This is a genomic window from Porphyrobacter sp. CACIAM 03H1, assembly GCF_002215495.1.
Lineage (GTDB): Bacteria > Pseudomonadota > Alphaproteobacteria > Sphingomonadales > Sphingomonadaceae > Erythrobacter.
This window is the reverse complement of record NZ_CP021378.1, coordinates 989,366-1,006,481: the sequence shown is the minus strand read 5'-3', so window position 1 is coordinate 1,006,481 and position 17,116 is coordinate 989,366. Positions and strand designations below refer to the sequence as shown.

General features: G+C 68.3%; 10 protein-coding genes. 4 read left to right on the top strand and 6 right to left on the bottom strand.

All coding sequences use genetic code 11. The annotated features are described in order from the left end of the window. Positions 1–73 precede the first annotated feature (73 nt). Together CBR61_RS16735 and CBR61_RS04890 are read left to right on the top strand one after the other, a co-directional pair. Entirely contained in the window at positions 74–2,173 is a 2,100-nt protein-coding gene (locus CBR61_RS16735; RefSeq protein WP_172835919.1) for an alpha-galactosidase, read from the top strand. Next, positions 2,170–4,083, top strand: coding sequence for a beta-galactosidase (locus tag CBR61_RS04890; protein ID WP_088913349.1), 1,914 nt, complete (start codon positions 2,170–2,172; stop codon positions 4,081–4,083). The genes CBR61_RS16735 and CBR61_RS04890 overlap by 4 nt, the downstream gene beginning before the upstream one ends. 51 nt (positions 4,084–4,134) lie before the next feature. On the opposite strand, the gene CBR61_RS04885 is transcribed toward CBR61_RS04890, so the two are convergent. Then, the gene (locus CBR61_RS04885; protein WP_088913348.1) at positions 4,135–5,022 is read right to left on the bottom strand and encodes an NAD(P)H-binding protein; all 888 of its coding nucleotides are present in this window, start codon (positions 5,020–5,022) and stop codon (positions 4,135–4,137) included. A 113-nt stretch (positions 5,023–5,135) separates the two neighbouring features. Here CBR61_RS04885 and CBR61_RS04880 point away from each other — a divergent pair, with 113 nt between their 5' ends. Then, positions 5,136–6,860: an N-acyl-D-amino-acid deacylase family protein gene (locus tag CBR61_RS04880; RefSeq protein ID WP_088913347.1), complete on the top strand. Its 1,725-nt coding sequence runs from the start codon at positions 5,136–5,138 to the stop codon at positions 6,858–6,860. A gap of 6 nt (positions 6,861–6,866) precedes the next feature. On the opposite strand, the gene CBR61_RS04875 is transcribed toward CBR61_RS04880, so the two are convergent. Genes CBR61_RS04875 through CBR61_RS04860 form a run of 4 tightly spaced genes read right to left on the bottom strand, consistent with a single transcriptional unit; the run spans position 6,867 to position 10,527 of the window. Continuing rightward, the gene (locus tag CBR61_RS04875; RefSeq protein WP_088913346.1) at positions 6,867–8,438 is read right to left on the bottom strand and encodes a hypothetical protein; all 1,572 of its coding nucleotides are present in this window, start codon (positions 8,436–8,438) and stop codon (positions 6,867–6,869) included. Next, positions 8,435–8,818: a GtrA family protein gene (locus tag CBR61_RS04870; RefSeq protein WP_088913345.1), complete on the bottom strand. Its 384-nt coding sequence runs from the start codon at positions 8,816–8,818 to the stop codon at positions 8,435–8,437. Before CBR61_RS04870 ends, CBR61_RS04875 begins: the two co-directional genes overlap by 4 nt. 4 nt (positions 8,819–8,822) lie before the next feature. Further along, entirely contained in the window at positions 8,823–9,512 is a 690-nt protein-coding gene (locus tag CBR61_RS04865; protein ID WP_088913344.1) for a class I SAM-dependent methyltransferase, read from the bottom strand. Beyond that, positions 9,499–10,527: a glycosyltransferase family 2 protein gene (locus CBR61_RS04860; RefSeq protein ID WP_233996864.1), complete on the bottom strand. Its 1,029-nt coding sequence runs from the start codon at positions 10,525–10,527 to the stop codon at positions 9,499–9,501. Before CBR61_RS04860 ends, CBR61_RS04865 begins: the two co-directional genes overlap by 14 nt. A 537-nt stretch (positions 10,528–11,064) precedes the next feature. Here CBR61_RS04860 and CBR61_RS04855 point away from each other — a divergent pair. Then, a complete protein-coding gene (locus CBR61_RS04855) occupies positions 11,065–13,806 on the top strand; it encodes a TonB-dependent receptor plug domain-containing protein (RefSeq protein WP_088913342.1) in 2,742 nt (913 codons plus the stop codon). Between the two features lie 94 nt (positions 13,807–13,900). On the opposite strand, the gene CBR61_RS04850 is transcribed toward CBR61_RS04855, so the two are convergent. Then, positions 13,901–17,008, bottom strand: a complete 3,108-nt coding sequence (locus CBR61_RS04850; protein ID WP_088913341.1) for a TonB-dependent receptor domain-containing protein — start codon at positions 17,006–17,008, stop codon at positions 13,901–13,903. Positions 17,009–17,116 lie beyond the last annotated feature (108 nt).

The window sequence follows — 17,116 nt, the reverse complement described above, 5'->3', positions numbered from 1 at the left end:
CGCAATGGCGGGCCGCGGACAAGCCCGCACGCGCCGCTCATCACCGGCGCTCGGAGAGGGGAGAGGGGATCGCGTGGAATTCGTGAGGCTCGACGGCGAGAGGCTGACGCTGGTCTTCGCGCTGGAGACGGGCGGCGAAGCGGACTGCATCTACCTCGGCGCGCGCCTGCCCGGGGGCGAGGACCTCGCCATGCTCGCCGCCACCACCGCGCGCGGGCGCCACGAAAGCCAGCCCGATGTGCCCCCGGTGCCGGGCCTGCTCCCCGAGGGCAAGGCTGGGTGGAGCGGGACGCCGGCGGTGCGGCTCAGCGAAAGACGCGAGGATACCTGCGTCCAATGCGCCACCGATTTCCGCCTCGTCGCTTGGGAGCAATATCCGGACGAGCTGGTCCTCACCTTCTACGACGAACTGCTCGGGGTCGATATCGAGCAGAGCTGGCGGATCGGCGCATCGGGCATGGTCTGCACCGAAGCGTCGATCACCAACGGCGGCGGGCGCAGGCTGGTGCTCGACCGGCTGAGCGCGCTCGCCCTGCCCATCCCCCACCGCTTCACCCGCCTCACCAGTTTCACCGGACGCTGGGCGGGGGAGATGCAGGAGCATAGTCGCCCCATCGCGCCCGAGGGCTTCGCGCGCACTTCGGTGGCGGGCAAACCGGGCTTCGCGGGGGGCAACTGGCTGATCCTCGAAGACCCGTCATCGGGCGAAGTGCTCGGCGCGCACCTCGCGTGGAGCGGCGATCACGACACCCGGATCGATCCCGACATGGTTGGCAGCGCCGACGGGCGCGCGGTGCTCCAGATGGGCGCGAGCTGGGACGGAGGCGAGGTCGATCTAGGGCATGAGGCCGGCTACCGCACGCCGGTGGCGATGTTGGCGCTGGCCGCCGACCGCTCCGCCCTAGCGCAAGTGTTCCACGCCCGCGCGATTCTCCCGGACCGCAAGGACTGGCGCCCGCGCAAGGTCCACCTCAATTCGTGGGAGGCGCTGGGTTTCAACCTCGCTGAATCCGCGCTGATGCGCCTCGCCGAGGACGCGGCCAGCCTCGGCATCGAGCGTTTCGTGCTCGACGATGGATGGTTCGGCGGGCGGCGCGACGATCGCAGCAGCCTCGGCGACTGGTTCGTCTCGCCCGATGTCTTCCCGAACGGCCTTGGCCCGCTGATCGCCCGCGTCCACGACCTCGGCATGGATTTCGGCCTCTGGGTGGAGCCGGAGATGGTCTCGCCCGACAGCGATCTCTACCGCCGGCACCCCGACTGGTGCCTCCACACCCCGGGCCGCGAGCGCCCCGCCATGCGCGGCCAACTGGCGCTCGACATGGCGCGCGAGGATGTGCGGGAATATCTGTTCGGCCGCCTCGACGCCCTGCTGCGCGAGAACGCGGTCGCCTACCTCAAGTGGGACCACAACCGCGACCTCTTCCCCTCGGCCCCGCGCCAGACCGAGGGCTTCTACGCCCTCCTCGATGCCCTGCGCGCCGCGCACCCACAGGTCGAGATCGAGAGCTGTTCGAGCGGAGGGGGGCGGATCGATTTCGGGGTTCTTGCCCGCACCCACCGCGTCTGGCCCTCCGACAACAACGACGCCATCGAGCGCCTGCGGATCATTCCGGCATGGAGCCAGTTCCTCCCGCTCGAGGTGCTCGGCAGCCATGTCGGCCCCTCGCCCAATCCGATCACCGGGCGGCGCCTGTCGATGGACTTCCGCGCCAAGGTGGCGGTGTTCGGGCACATGGGGGTCGAGGCCGATCCGGCGCGCATGAGCGAGAAGGAACGCGAATGCCTCGCCGCCCATATCGCGCTCTACAAGCAATGGCGGGGCGTGCTGCACGAAGGCCAGCTTCACCGCCTCGCCCATCCCGACCCGAACGTCACCGGAATGATGGTGACGCATGAAGGCAGGGCGCTGGCCCTCGCCGCGCAGACCGCCTTTTCCCCGGTGTTCGATGCCGCGCCGCTGCGCCTTGCGGGCCTCGACCCTGATGCGCGCTACCGCGTCGCCCTGCCCGACCCTTGGCCCGCCAAGGCCCGCCACTACCTCGCCACCCCCGACCGGTGGCGCGAGGGCCTGACCCTCTCGGGCACCGCGCTGATGACGCAGGGCCTCGCCCTCCCCCTCACCCACCCCGAAACCGCGTGGCTGATCGCATTGGAAAGACTGCCCGGATGAAACTCGGCTGCTGCTACTACCCCGAACACTGGCCCGAGGAGTGGTGGGCCGAGGACGCCCGCCGGATGCGCGAAATGGGCCTGTCGCTGGTCAGGATCGGCGAGTTCGCGTGGAGCCGCATAGAACCGGAGCCGGGCCACTACGACTGGGGCTGGCTCGACCGCGCCATCGACACGCTCCACGCGGCGGGGCTGAAGGTCATCCTCGGCACCCCCACCGCCACCCCGCCCAAGTGGCTGGTCGATCGGATGCCCGACATGGTCGCCATCGACGAGAAGGGCCGCCCGCGCGGCTTCGGCTCGCGGCGGCATTACTGCTTCAGCCACGAGGGCTATCGCACCGAGTGCCGCCGGATCGTCACCGCACTTGCCGAGCGGTACGGCCGGAACCGAGCCATCGCCATGTGGCAGACCGACAACGAATACGGCTGCCACGACACCGTGCTGAGCTTCTCCGCCGCCGCCGCCAGCGCCTTCCGGGGCTGGCTGGCGGCGCGCTACGACACCGTCGACGCGCTCAACGCCGCCTGGGGCAACGTCTTCTGGAGCATGGAATACCGCAGCTTCGCCGAGGTCGATCCCCCGCACCTCACCGTCACCGAGGCCAACCCCGCGCACTGGCTCGACTATCGCCGCTTCGCTTCCGATCAGGTCGCGAGCTTCAACCGCGAGCAGGTGGACATCATCCGCAGGCTCTCGCCGGGCGTCGATATCACCCACAACTTCATGGGCTTCTTCACCGAGTTCGATCACCACGCCGTGGGCCGTGACATCGACGTGGCGACGTGGGATTCCTATCCGCTGGGGTTCCTCGAACAGTTCTGGTTCTCGTCGGAGGAAAAGCGCGCCTATCTCAGGCAGGGCCACCCCGATATCGCGGCCTTCCACCACGATCTCTATCGCGGCTGTTCGAACGGTCGCTGTGGCGTGATGGAGCAGCAGCCCGGGCCGGTGAACTGGGCGCGCTTCAACCCCGCGCCGCTGCCGGGGATGGTCGCGCTCTGGACGCTCGAGGCCTGCGCCCACGGGGCGGAGTTGACGAGCTATTTCCGCTGGCGGCAGGCGCCGTTCGCGCAGGAGCAGATGCACGCCGGCCTCCTGCGCCCCGACAGCAGCGAGGCCGAAGCGGCAGACGAGGTGCGGCAGGCGGCGGCGGTGCTGGGCGGGATCGGGCCTCAGGCCTGCGCCACGGCGCCGGTCGCGCTGGTGTTCTCCTATGAAGCGGCATGGGTGATCGGCATCCAGCCGCAGGGGCAGAGCTTCCGCTATCTCGAACTGGTGTTCGAAACCTATTCGGCCCTGCGCGCGCGGGGCCTCGATGTCGACATTGTCCCGCCCGAGGCGGACCTCACGGGCTACCGCATGGTGCTGGTCCCCACCCTGCCGATCGTGCCGGAGGGGTTTGCCGAAAGGCTCGCGGCGCTGGAATGCCCGGTGCTGCTGGGCCCGCGTTCGGGGAGCAAGACCGCGAGCTTCGCGATCCCCGATTGTCTCGCTCCGGGGGCGCTGCGGTCGCTGACCGGCGTGACCGTCACTCGGGTCGAATCCCTGCGCGACGGGGTGGCGGAGAGCGCAGAAGGCTTCGCCGTGACCCGCTGGCGCGAGGATCTTGTCGGCGACTTCGCCCCCGAGCTGGTCGACGACGCGGGCCGGGCGGTCGTTTCCTACAAGGACGGCGTGCGCTATTGCGCGGCCTGGCCCGACCGCGCCCTGCTGGCGGTGCTGGTCGAACGGATGGCGGGCGAGGCGGGTGTGGCCCTGCTCGACTGTCCGGAAGGCATCCGGGTCCGCCGCACGCAGGCGCATATCTTCACGTTCAATTATGCGGCGAAAGGCGTTTTCGTCCCGCATCTGGGCCGGACGCTCAGCCCGGCAGCATGGGATATCGCCCCCCGTCCGGCCCCGGTCTGAGCGCCTTTTCGCGCGCGGTCATCCCGCAGTCGTTGCGCGGTCATCCCGCTGTCATTGCCCGCGCATCAGGGTGCGGTAGTGCGATTCCAGCGTCTCGGAACCGAATTCCGGGGTGAGCTCGGCGGAATAGGCGCCGGTTTCGGGATCGAGAACCAGCATTGATTCGGTCGCGTAGTAGCGGGCGATGCGGGCATATTCGGCCTTCTCGGCGAACCACCCCGAAAAGGGCGCGCCAAGGGCCAGCAGGCGCTCGGCGAAGGTGAAGATCTTCGGCGAGACCGACTTGAATTTCGGCGGCTTGCCCGCGACGTGGAACAGCAGTTCTCCCTGCTCTTTCAGGGAGATGGCGGGTCCGGGGCCGCCGATGGGGAGGATCCGGTCCCGCATTGCAGGGTTGTCGATGGCCGAGGCGATGAAGCGGGCGAGATCATCGTCACTGATCGGCTTGCAACGGGTGAGGTTGCCATCGCCGAAGATCAGGAAGGGCTTGTCCGCCTTCACCCTTTTCACCTGCCCGGACAAGGACTTGAAGAAGGCGGTGGGGCGGATGATGGTGTATCCGATGCCGCTCGCGACAAGCTCCGCCTCGAAGGCGAGTTTGGCGTGCTGGAAGGCCAGCAGGGGTTTCTGCACGCAGATCGCCGAGAGCAGGACGAAGTGCCCTGTCCCCGCCGCGAGGGCAGCCCGGAGGAGATCGGAATTCGCGTGATAATCAACGGCCTGTGCATCCCGCGGCGCGCCCGAGCGCGAGGCGATGCAGGAGATCACCACCTCCGGACGGGCCGTCGCCATCAGCCCTTGGGGATCGGCCAGCGCGGCGCGGTCCGGGGCGGTCACCGCGTGCCCCTCGGCCTGCAACCGCCGCAGCACTGCCGCCCCGATGGTGCCGCTCGCCCCGGCGAGCAGGATGCGGCGCGGCGTAGGAGTGCCCTCGGTCATTCCCCCTCCTAACCCGCCCTGCGGCCGAGCGCAAAATTGGCAGTTGCCCCGCCGGTCTTGCCTCCCCCAGCATTCAGCTTCATCCTCGGCAAGGGGACAGGGAGAGCGAGCCGATGCAGGCCGAACATGACTGGGTGATCCGCGCTGCTACAATCGCCGACGGGACGGGCGGCGACCTCTTCGAGGGCGATATCGCCATCCGCCAAGGCCGCATCGCCGCCATCGGAAAGGTGGCCGGGCGGGGCGCGGAAGAGATTGACGCAAAAGGGAAAATCGTCACCCCCGGGTTCATCGACGTGCACACCCACTACGACGGGCAGTGCATCTGGGCGGAGGAGCTCTCCCCCTCCTCCAGCCACGGGGTGACGAGTGCGGTGATGGGCAATTGCGGGGTCGGCTTCGCGCCCTGCCGCAGGGCCGATCACGAGATGCTCATCAACGTCATGGAGGGGGTGGAGGACATCCCCGGGGTGGTGATGACCGAGGGGCTGGACTGGGACTGGGAGACCTTCCCCGAATATCTCGACAAGGTCGCCGCCGGGAAGCGCGATATCGATGTCGCAGCCTACCTCCCGCACTCGCCTCTGCGGGTCTATGCTATGGGCGCGCGCGGCGCGGCGCGCGAGGCCGCGACCGGAGACGACCTTGCCCTGATGCGCCGCCTCACCGCCGAGGCGATGCAGGCGGGTGCGCTGGGCTTTGCGACCTCGCGCCTGTCGATCCACAAGACCGCAGACGGCGCGGCGATCCCGACCTTCGACACCGACATCGCCGAACTGGAAGCCATCGGCCGCGGCATGGCGGATGCGGGCGCGGGGACATTCCAGGTGGTGCTCGACGCCTTCGTGGGATGGGACAAGGAATACCCGGTGATCGACCGGATGATCGCGGCGAGCGGTCGTCCGGCGACCTTCACGCTCGCCTCTGGCAACGACGGGCCGCCGCGCTGGCGGCGGGTGCTGGAGATGCTCGAGCGCACCAATGCCGCAGGCGGGGTTGCCCATGCGCAGGTCATGCCGCGCCCGATCGGGCTGATCGCGGGCCTCGAGCTGACGGTGCATCCCTTCGTGCTCTGCCCGTCATGGGCGAAGATCGCGCACCTTCCGATCCCCGAACAGGTCGCCGCCATGCGCGATCCCACCCTGCGTGCGGCGCTGCTATCGGAGGATTTCACCCCGGGGCATCCCTTCAACGAGCTCGCCCGCAACTGGCGCTGGCTGTTCCCGCTCGACAATCCGCCCGACTACGCCCCGCCCGCCCACATGAGCATGGCTGGGCAGGCGGCAGCGCGCGGCTGCACCCCGCAGGAGGTCGCCTATGACCGGCTGCTGGCAACAGAGGGGCGCGGGCTGTTCCTCGCCGCGCTCGGCAATTACGAGAATGCCTCGCTCGGCAGCGCCCACGAGATGCTGCGCCACCCCTACTGCGTCCCCGGCCTCGGCGATGGCGGGGCGCATTACGGGGCGATCTGCGATGCGAGCTATTCGACCTATCTGCTGACCGAATTCGTGCAGAAGGACGGGCCACTGAAGCTCGGCCTTGCCGAAGCGGTGCACATGCTCTCGGCGAAGGCCGCGCGGGCAGTCGGCTTCGCGGATCGCGGAACGCTGCATGTCGGCGGACGCGCGGACCTCAACGTGATCGACCTGGATCGCCTCACCCTCCACCTGCCCGAAGTCGTCCGCGATCTGCCCGCCGGCGGCCGCCGGTTGCACCAGCGCGCGACGGGCTACGAGGCAACCATGGTCGCGGGCGAGGTGATCCGCCGCTTCGACGAGAGCACGGGCGCGCGGCCCGGCAAGCTGGTGCGCGGGAGCGGCTACCGGGCAGCGGCCTGAGCGCGCCTAGCGGGACGGCGCCGGCGCGGCGGCGAAGAGCAGGCTGCGCCCGGCGACCGGCACCGGCACGAAGCCTTCCGGCGGGGCCATGTCGGGAGCATACTCGCCGACGATCCAGACGTGGGTGAAGGCCTCGCGCGGCAGCTTCGCCAGCGCCGCGGAGAGCTTGGGGCGCGTCGTCGGGCGGGCGCAGTCCTCGCGCTGGACGAGGTGCGAGGGATCGCGGGTGAAGGGCTCGGCGGCGGGATAGCGCACCTTGAGCGGGTTGACGCCCGGCTGCTGCCACTGGTCGTTCACGAAGGCGCTGCGCCGCGCCATCGCCGCGCCGGCAAGGTGATCGAGCGGGGCGAGCGCCCAAGGGGTGATGCAGGGCTTGACCGAGAAGAACGCGACCCGCGCGCCCTCGGGCACCTTGTCGAGCGCGAGCAGGGCCGACTGCACCTTTCGGTCCTGCTCGACATAGGCGGCAGCCGTCGTCACCATCCGCACACCGAAGATCGCCAGCGCCAGCGCACCGGCCGCGGCGAGCGTCTTCGCGCCGAGCCGCACCGGCCCGATCGCCAGCAGCGCCGCCGCCATCGCATAGGGGAGCAGCCGCATGTCGGCGAAGGCCGATCCGAACACGCGGAACGGCAGGGCGAGGAAGAACAGCGCGCACAGCACCGCGGCCACGGTCATGCCGCGGTGCATCCGCACGGTCCGGCTGAACAGCGCCCAGAGCGGGAGCGCAGCCAGCGCGGCGGCCGAATATTCGTCGAGATCGCGCCAATAGGTCCGCAGGGGGGCGATCAGCCACTTGGTCTTGAACTCCCAGTCCCAGCCCGAGATAGCCGCGCCGCTCGATCCCGCGCGCCAGATCACCATCGGCACCAGCGGAAGGAGCAGCGGCGAGCAGGCGGCAAGGATCCGGCGCACCGCGGCAAAGGGATGCATCCTCGCCGCGAAGACCTCGGCCAGCATGGTCGATCCGCACAGCAGCCCGAGGAAGGCCCAGCCATAGGTGTGGCACACCCAAACGCCTGCGCCCGCTGCCGCCAGCCACAGCCCTGCCGCCCGCTCGCGGCCCTCGCGGCGCAACCGCAGCCACAGCGCATAGGCCAGCAGCGCCAGCGCCATGCTCAGCGTGTAGTTGATGAAGCCGTAGTTGAAGGGATAGCCATAGAGCAGCGCGATCGCCGCGATCGCGAAGGGCGTGATCCGCCCGTGCAGCTCGCGCGAGACCAGCATCAGCCCCAGCGCGCCGAGCAGCTGGGTGAGGATCACCGTCGCCCGCACCGCACCCTCGATCCCGAAAAGCGGGTGCAGGACCTGCACCAGGATGTCTCCGCCAAGGTTCCCCATCAGCTGCCAGTCGTAGCTGAAATAGGGCTGGAGCCCCGGGCGGCTCGCGAGTTCCGTCTGCACCGCATGGCGGCCGAGGTGACCGTAGAGATCGGTCAGCGGGGCGATCCCCACCGGCAGCAGCGGCAGGACCGCGACGAGGCACACCAGCAGCATTACCGGCCAGCGGTCGAAGAAGCCAAGCGGCTGCCGCGCGCCGCCGGGCGGCACGCCGGGGAGGGCGGGAGCAAGGCTCATTCGGTCGCCGCGGGCCTGAAGACGAGGAATTGCGAGAGCAGGAAGAAGATCGCCACGTAGGCCGCGATCGCCGGCAGCTGGGCGAGCGCGCTGTCCGCCCCGAGCACGTTCTGGGCCGCCAGCAGCACGGCGACATTGGCGCCATAGGCGACGGCGAAGGCGGCGAGGAACCGCGCCACCTCGCCTAGCGACACCGCACCGCGCGCGCCGAAGACGAACTGGCGGTTGAGGGTGAAGGACACCGCCAGCCCCACCGCATAACCCGCGGCATTGGCGGCAAGCCCGCTCATCCCGGCCCACAGTCCGCCAAAGATCACCGCCCAACCCACGGCGGAGTTGGCAAGACCGGTCAACAGGAATCGCAGCAGGCGCGCCAGCATCAGATCAGCGCGCGACGAGGCAGTATTGTGCGCCCAGCGGCAGCCAGCCGAGCCCGCGCTCGAGCGGGCGCAAAGCCGCGAGGAAGCCGGGGAAGAACAGCGTCCACCTGAGGTCCACGTCGGCGAACCCCGCCGCCCGGAACCGGCGGCGCATTTCCGGCGCGCTGATCAGCACCGCGTTGGCATCGAAGGGGCAGGTCGCGACCGCATGGCGGGTCAGCGGGTTCCAGGGGTTGTGCTCGAACAGGATGAAGCGGCCCTTGGGCGAAAGCGTCCGGCGGATCTCGGCGAGCAGCCGGATGTGGTCGGCTTCCGGGATGTGGTGGAAGACGCAGGCGGTGAAGACGAGGTCGAAGCTCGCGTCATCGAAAGGCAGGGTCTGCCCATCGTAGCACACCGTTTCGAGCGGGCGGATCGCGCGGGCCTGGCAGTGGGTGAGCGAGCGCGCCGAGACGTCGAGCGCCGTCAGCGCGGCCTCGGGGAACTGGCGCTGGAGATGGGCGATGCAATTGCCCCGCCCCGCGCCGAAATCCATGATCCTCCGGGGGTGGACGCCCGCCGCCGCCATCGCGCGGGCGGCCTCCTTCGCCTTGTATTCGGCGAAGAAATCGGGGTCCTCGCCGCTCAGCCGCACCGACTGGGCGTGCTGCGCGTCGTATTCGTCCACATAGGCGTCGAATTCAGCCTGCGACACGGATGCCCTCGTCCGTCTGGATCGCGGCTGCCGCGACCTCGGGCTCCTGGTTGGCGGCAATCGGGTGGCGACGCACCTCGGAGACGATGAACAGCGGACGCTGCTTGGCCTCCATGTACATCCGGCCGAGGTATTCGCCGAACACGCCCATCACCAGCAGCTGCACGCTGCCCATGATCAGCGTCACCGCGGCAAGGCTCGCCCAGCCTTCGACCGTGCCGCCCCTGAGCCAGCCCCACGCGACCCACACCAGCGCGGCAAGGCCGGCGAGTCCGAACAGCATCCCGAGATGCGAGGCGAAGCGCAGCGGCACCACCGAGAAGCTGGTCACCGCATCTGCCGCCAGCGCCAGCATCTTGCGCAGCGGGTAGTTGGTCTCTCCGGCAAAGCGCGGGTCGCGCTCGTAGGGGAAGGCGGTCTGGTTGAAGCCGACATAGCTCACGAGGCCGCGGATGAAGCGGTAGCGTTCGGGCATGGCGTTGAGCTGGTCCACCACCCGGCGCGTCATCAGGCGGAAATCGCCAGTGTCGCGCGGGATCGGGGTGTCGACCATCGCGCTCAGCATCCGGTAGAACAGCGAGGCGGTGCCGCGCTTGAAGGCGGTCTCGCCGTGGCGCTTGATGCGCTGGCCATAGACCACGTCATAGCCCGCGCGCACCTGCTCGAGCATCGGGCCGAGCAGTTCGGGCGGGTCCTGAAGGTCGGCGTCGAGCACGAAGACGAGCTCGCCGCGCACGTGATTGAGGCCCGCGGTCAGCGCCAGCTGGTGTCCGTGATTGCGCGCGAGATTGATCGCGACGATCCGCGGATCGTGGTCGGCATGACGGCAGATCGCGGCCCAGCTGCCGTCCTTCGACCCGTCGTTGACGAGGATGAGCTCGTAATTGTCGGCAAAGATCGCCCGCGCCGCCGCGGTGACGCGTTCGACCAATGCGTCGAGCCCGGCCTCCTCGTTGTAGACCGGGATGACGACGGACAGCTCGCAGGAGCCCGAAAATGTGTGCGGAACGTGCAAGTTCCAGTTCCTCCTGAAGCGATCGATGCAGCTTACCGAAATCGTCGGGCCGTGGTTCCCGGCAAGAGGCGAGCCGTGCGCCCGCATCTGCCGTGCCGTGCCGCCCGAGGGACTTGAGCAACCGGCGTTTTGTCCGGCCCCGCCCGCAGGCGGCGCTATATCCTGCATGGGCCGCAGAATATCAAGGCTTCTCGTGGACCCGCCCGGTTCCCCGCACATGGCGCAGGCCGCGGGGGCACTGTTGCAAAAGCATGACACGGCGCAAGCATTGTGCGCAAAGCGGCCCCTTGCGATTGTTTTTCATTGACCCTTCGCGTGCCGGCCGCAAGTTTCGGCAGGCCAGTGGGTCGCACAGGGGGTCGCGTCCGGCTGATGCCAAGAGCGGGAACGGGCAGCGCGCAAAGCGCAGCCAAGACCTCCCGCGAAGACGACACGAGGGGACTGATCGCGGCGTCCGGCCATCCCGGCGGTCAGCCCCGTGTGCGAGGCACCCCGTCGCCGCGCATCCAGGATTCGAGACACAGACAAGGAAGATCAATGCGAAATATCCATAAGGCGCTTCTCTCCGGTTCGACCATCGCCCTCGGTGCGGCCCTGACCGGCGCCGCACCGGCCGCCGCTGCCGAAGCCGCGGATTCCGAGGCTCCGGTCGTTGTCACCACCGCCGCCCAGGCCGCGGCTCAGGCAGGTGAGGCAGCGGACGACGTCGTCGACAGCGGCGACGTGCTGATCGTCACGGGCACGCGGCGTTCGAACCGCACGGTTTCCGAAAGCCCGGTTCCGATCGACGTGATCGGCGGCGAACAGCTGCGCCAGTCGGGCCTCGTCGAGACCGCGCGCCTGCTGCGCGACCTGGTGCCCTCGCTCAACTTCCCGCAGCCCTCGATCACCGACGGCACCGACGCGATCCGCCCCGCCACCCTGCGCGGCCTCGGACCCGACCAGACGCTGGTGCTGATCAACGGCAAGCGCCGCCATGTCGCCGCGCTGCTCAACCTCAACGGCTCGGTCGGACGCGGCTCGACGGCGGTCGACCTCAACCAGATCCCCTCATCCGCGATCGGCCGGGTCGAGGTGCTGCGCGATGGCGCCGCGGCACAATACGGCTCGGACGCGATCGCCGGGGTGATCAACTTCCAGCTCAACGATGCGCGTGAAGGCGGGCGGTTCTTCGTCAACTACGGCGGCTTCAACACCCGCATCGCCGGCGTTCAGGAAGTGACCGGCGTGAACGGCACCGCGGGCGCCGTGCCGACGCTCACCCCCGACGGGGTGCTGCAGCTCAACACCAACGGGCGCGACCTCAAGGTGACCGACGGCGAGGTGCTGACCGTTTCGGGCAATATCGGCCTGCCGCTGGGGCCCGAGGGCTTCCTCAACATCACCGCCGAGTACCGCGATCGCAACGACACCAACCGGACCGGCTACGACCCGCGACGCAACTACGCCCAGAGCGGCCCGCTCGATCCGCGCGAGCTCACGCTCGACCGGCGCTACCACCGCTACGGCGACCCGGCGACCGAGGACCTCAACATCGTGGTCAACATGGGCATCCCGCTCGACGAGAATGTCGAGTTCTACGCCTTCGGCAGCTACGGCACGCGCGATGCGGAATCCGCCGGCTTCTATCGCCGCGCGGCCGACAACCGCAACGTGCTGGCGATCTATCCCGACGGCTTCCTGCCGCTGATCAACACCGACACCACCGACTTCGCCATCGTCGGCGGCCTCGAGGGTGATTTCAGCGGCTGGATGTGGGACCTGTCGATGTCCTACGGCGAGAACCGGACCGAATTCCGCGTCACAAACTCGGTCAACGCCTCGCTGGGCGCGGCGAGCCAGACCGAGTTCGACGCGGGCACGATCGATTACAGCCAGCTGATGGCCAACCTCGGCGTCAGCCGCGAGATCGAGATCGCCGGGATCGAGCAGATGACCCTGTCCTTCGGCGCGGAGTGGCGGCGCGAGGAATACCAGCTGGGTGCAGGCGAGCTGAACAGCTATGTCGCCGGGCCCGTGCGGGTCGGGGCGAACAACAGCTTCATCACCGGCGCCGCGGCGACCGCCTTCGCCGCACCCGGCGCGCAGGTCTTCCCGGGCTTCCAGCCGCGCATCGGCGGGGTCGACGTGACGCTCCCCAACTCGCGCGAGAACGTCTCGCTCTACGCCGAACTCGACACCGACATCTCGGAAGGCTTCAACATCCAGGTCGCGGGCCGGTTCGAGGATTACACCGACTTCGGCTCGACCCTCAACGGCAAGCTGGCGAGCCGCCTTGCGCTGTTCGACGGCTTCGCCCTGCGCGGGGCGGTGTCGACCGGCTTCCGCGCGCCCTCGCTCCAGCAGCAGTTCTTCGCGGCCGCCGCCACCAACAACATCGGCGGCGTGCTGGTCGATGCGGTGACCCTGCCGGTCAACAACCCGGTCGCGATCGCGCTGGGCGCGACCCCGCTCGAGGCCGAGAAGTCTTTCTCGTGGTCGGCGGGCGCGGTGTTCGACCGGGTCGACGGGCTCAACGTGACCTTCGACTACTACCAGATCGATATCGACGACCGCATCGTGCTGACCGACAACCTGACGGCCAACCGCGATGCCGCGGGCAATCCGACCGGCACCAACCCGGGCCGCGGGATCGCGCAGATCCTCAACGCCGCGGGCTTCACCAGCATCTCGGCGGCGCGGTTCTTCTTCAACGGGATCGACACCCGCACCCGCGGCTTCGATGCCATCGCGACCTATCGCACCGGGCTGGGCGACCTGGGCACGCTGTCGCTCACGGCGGGCTACAACTGGAACGATGTCGACATCACCGATCGCCGCACCAACCCCGGAAGCCTCGCGCAGGTGCCCGGCATCGACCTGTTCGGACGGCTCGAATCCCTGCGCATCGAGCGTGGCCAGCCGCGCGACCGCATCAACCTGGGCGCCGACTGGGAGTGGAACTGGCTGAGCGCCACCCTGCGCACCAACCGCTTCGGCGAGGTCTTCTCGGCCGGTGCGACGCCGATCAACGACGTGCTGCTCGAGCCGCGCTGGATCACCGACCTCGAACTGCGCCTGCGCCCGCAGGGCTTTGCCGAGGGGCTGGAACTGGCGGTCGGGGCGAACAACCTGTTCGACCAATACCCGACCGTGAACCCGACCGGACGGGCCACCGATCCGGTCACCGGCCAGCCGGGCAACCTGTCGGTCAACAACTACTTCCTGCCGTTCTCGTCCTTCTCGCCTTTCGGCTTCAACGGACGGTTCCTCTACGGCCGGATCAGCTTCGCCTTCTGATCGCCCGGGCGGAAACGCCCGTGATCGCACCAACAGAAAAGGCCCCGGTCGCCCGGGGCCTTTTCCATTTTGTAAAAGCGCTGTCTCGCCTTCGTCAGAAGTTGAAGCGGAAGCCTGCGTAGAAGAAGCGGCCGATATTGTCGTAGATGCCGCTGCCGGCGGTCGTCCCGTCGAGCCCCAGCGGGGGGATCGTGTCGAGCACGTTGTCGACCCCGACATAGAAGGACTGCCCCCCTTCGGTTTCGAGATCGAGCCGGAAATTGTGGTAGAAGGTTTCCGGATAGATGCTCGGGGTGGAGTAGTCCGGATTCTCCGGCGGACGTCCCTGCAGCGCGTTGAAGGTCTCGAAGGTGTTGACGAACTGCTCGCCGATGTAGCGCATGTTGTAGGTCAGGCGCGGCACACCGAAATCGAGCCCCAGGATGATGCTGCCGGAGAACTCGGGGTCGCCAAGCTCCAGAAGCTGCTGATTGATGAAGTTCGGATCATCGATGTCGGTGAAGTTGTCCCGCTCGATCACGTAGGACAGGAGCCCTCGGAAGCTGATCGCCACGGGACCCAGGTCACGCTGGTAGTTGAGATCGAAATCGATGCCCGAGGTCTTCTGCCGCGCGAAGTTGAACGGACCCGAGATGAACGAGCGGTCGGTCGGCGCGAGGGGGAAGGTGACCGTCGAGCCGCCCAGCAGCCGGTCCGACTGGCCCTGGAAGGTGCCGTCGGGACGACGGAAGATCGACGCGCAGAACGGATTGTCGATCCCCGAGGGGTTGTCGTAGCACTGGTTGATGATCGTCTGCGCACCGAGCGCGAAGATCACGTTCTCGATCTCGATGTTGTAGTAGTCGACCGAGAGCGACAGACCGCGCACGAACTCCGGCTGGAAGATCACGCCCGCGGTGAAGCTGTCCGACACTTCGGCATCGAGATTGGGATTGCTGCCGTTGAGGCCGCGGATCCCCGATGCCGGGATGTTGGTGAAGGGCTGTGCCACGCCGCCCACCTCGACCGTGGTCGGCACCCCGGCCGCCGCGCAGTTGCGTGCCCGGTTTGGGTTGTCGTTGATGAAGCGCGAATCGCACGGATCGACGAGGCCGTTGAGGAAGGTCTGGCTCGGCTCGGCGAACAGGTCCGACTGGGTCGGGATGCGCACCGAACGGGCGTAGCTGCCGCGCAGCCGCACGCTGTCGATCGGCTGCCAGATGATCCCGGCATTGTAGGCCTCGGTCGTGCCGACATTGCCGATGTTGTAATCGGCGATGCGGAACGCGCCCTCGACGCTCAGTTCGCGGAAGAACGGGACGTCCGAAAGGATCGGGATGCGGACTTCGGCATAGGCTTCCTTGGCCTCGAGCGCCGGCGGATCGAAGACCGGGATGGCGTTGAGGAAGGTCGCGCCCGAACGGGTCGTCTCGTCGAAGGCCGAGTAGGCGGTTTCCTTGCGATATTCGCCGCCGAGGGCGAACTGGATCGCGCCGCCGGGCAGTTCGAAGAAGCCCGAGGTGTCGCCGGACACGAAGGCGGTGACCTGGTACTGTTCGGCCTCCTGCTCGCGGCTCGAATTCACGACGAAGTAATCGAGCGCCGCGCGCGAGGGAGCACCGAAGCCGAACAGGTTCACCGGCACACAGGCCGCATCGTCATTGTTCGGATTGGCATCGGCATTGATGCCGCACACGATCTGGCCCGACCCGTTGCGCACCGCGTTGATCGCATTGGCATAGCGCGAGAGCAGGACGTTGCCCTCGGTCTCGTAGAAGGTCTCGAGCCGGCCGTAGTTGAACGCGACCTCGTAGGTCCAGTCGTCGTTGAAGGTCCCGTCGACCCCGACCACTGCACGCCAGGTCTCGCGCCGGTGATCCTCGCCGCGCCCGCCGAAATCGACATTGAAGCGGAAGGCGGAGAAGTTGCCGGTCACCCCGGCCTGGGTCAGCGTGGACCGGGCCTGGTCGGTCAGGAACGGGTTGTTGATCGAGAAGGTGTTGTTGAAGAAGGTCGGCTGGCCTTCCTGGATCGCGTCGATGCGGACATACTTGGCTTCGACGAAGGGACGGAAGGCTTCCGAGACCTCGAAGCTGGCGAGCAGGTTCACCGCCTTGCGGTCGATCTCCGGTGCGAGCTGGCCGGTGAGACCGAGGGTCGAGCCGAGACCGCCGATCGAGTTGGCCGAACCGACCGTGCGGAAGTCCTTGAGCGGGGTGTTGCGCAGCAGGTCGCCGTTCGCGCCGAAGACGAAGGTCTGGCCCAGCGGATTGCCGGCCTGGTTGCGCTCGCCGGTGCAGCCGAAGGGCGTCGGCTGGCCGGTGACGAGGCCGGGGCAGGCGGCGGTGAAGAGGCCGCCCTCGGCGATGTTGATGTTGCGCACGCCCTCGACGAAGACCCGGTCGGGCACGCCGTTGCCACCGGCGGGCTCGCCGATGGTGTTTTCGACGAGCTGGAGCTGGCGGCGGCCGCTGAAGGCGCCGGTGATCTCGTCGCGGTCGGTGAAGTAGACGGCTTCCTGGCGGCTGTACTCGCCCGACACCGCGATGTTGCCGCGGCCGTCGGCGAAGTTCTTGCCCGCGGTCAGCGAGGCGAAGATCGTGCTGCGATGGCCGCCATCGGCGATACCGCCCTGGATCTGGCCTTCGAGACCCTCGAAATCGCGCTTCAGGATGAAGTTCACCACGCCCGCGACCGCGTCGGCACCATAGACCGCGCTGTTGCCGCCGGTGGTGATGTCGATGCGCTCGACCAAGGCATTGGGGATGGTGTTGACATCGACACTGGTCGGAACGCCGGGCTGCGCGGTGATGTGGCGGCGGCCGTTGACCAGCACCAGCGTGCGGTTGGTGCCGAGACCGCGCAGATCGAGCAGGTTGAGCCCGGCGGTGCCGATGAAGCGGGTCGAGTTGGACTGGCTGAAGGTCGAACGCAGCGAGGGCAGGTCGTTCAGCGCATCGCCGAGGTTGACCTCACCGGTCGACTGGATCTCGTCGAGCGAGAGCGACACGATCGGGGAGGTGCTCTGCTGGTTGGGTCGCTGGATGCGCGAGCCCGTCACCACGATCGCATTGCCGAGCCCTTCGTCTTCGGCGGGGGAGGTCACGGTGGTGTCGTCGGTAGCCTGCTCTTGCGCCACCGCCGGAGCGGCGATCGTGAGCGCGGCCAGACCGGCGCCAGCGAGAAGTCCGGTCCGCGCAGAGGCGGTGAAAAAGGTTGTCATCGGGGGTAAGCCTCTCGTTTTTCATGTATTTGCGGACAGCTCCGCAAGGGACACGTCTGGTGTCTGGCCGAGAGACTAGGGCCAGGTGCCGGTTGGCGCCCGCGCAAT

Bases quoted from the DNA above. Each gene is read 5' to 3' on its own strand.
- CBR61_RS04885 (WP_088913348.1), bottom strand. From the start codon at position 5,022: ATGACCGAGGGCACTCCTACGCCGCGCCGCATCCTGCTCGCCGGGGCG.
- CBR61_RS04850 (WP_088913341.1), bottom strand. From the start codon at position 17,008: ATGACAACCTTTTTCACCGCCTCTGCGCGGACCGGACTTCTCGCTGGC.
- CBR61_RS04870 (WP_088913345.1), bottom strand. From the start codon at position 8,818: ATGCTGGCGCGCCTGCTGCGATTCCTGTTGACCGGTCTTGCCAACTCC.
- CBR61_RS04890 (WP_088913349.1), top strand. From the start codon at position 2,170: ATGAAACTCGGCTGCTGCTACTACCCCGAACACTGGCCCGAGGAGTGG.
- CBR61_RS04880 (WP_088913347.1), top strand. From the start codon at position 5,136: ATGCAGGCCGAACATGACTGGGTGATCCGCGCTGCTACAATCGCCGAC.
- CBR61_RS04875 (WP_088913346.1), bottom strand. From the start codon at position 8,438: ATGAGCCTTGCTCCCGCCCTCCCCGGCGTGCCGCCCGGCGGCGCGCGG.
- CBR61_RS04855 (WP_088913342.1), top strand. From the start codon at position 11,065: ATGCGAAATATCCATAAGGCGCTTCTCTCCGGTTCGACCATCGCCCTC.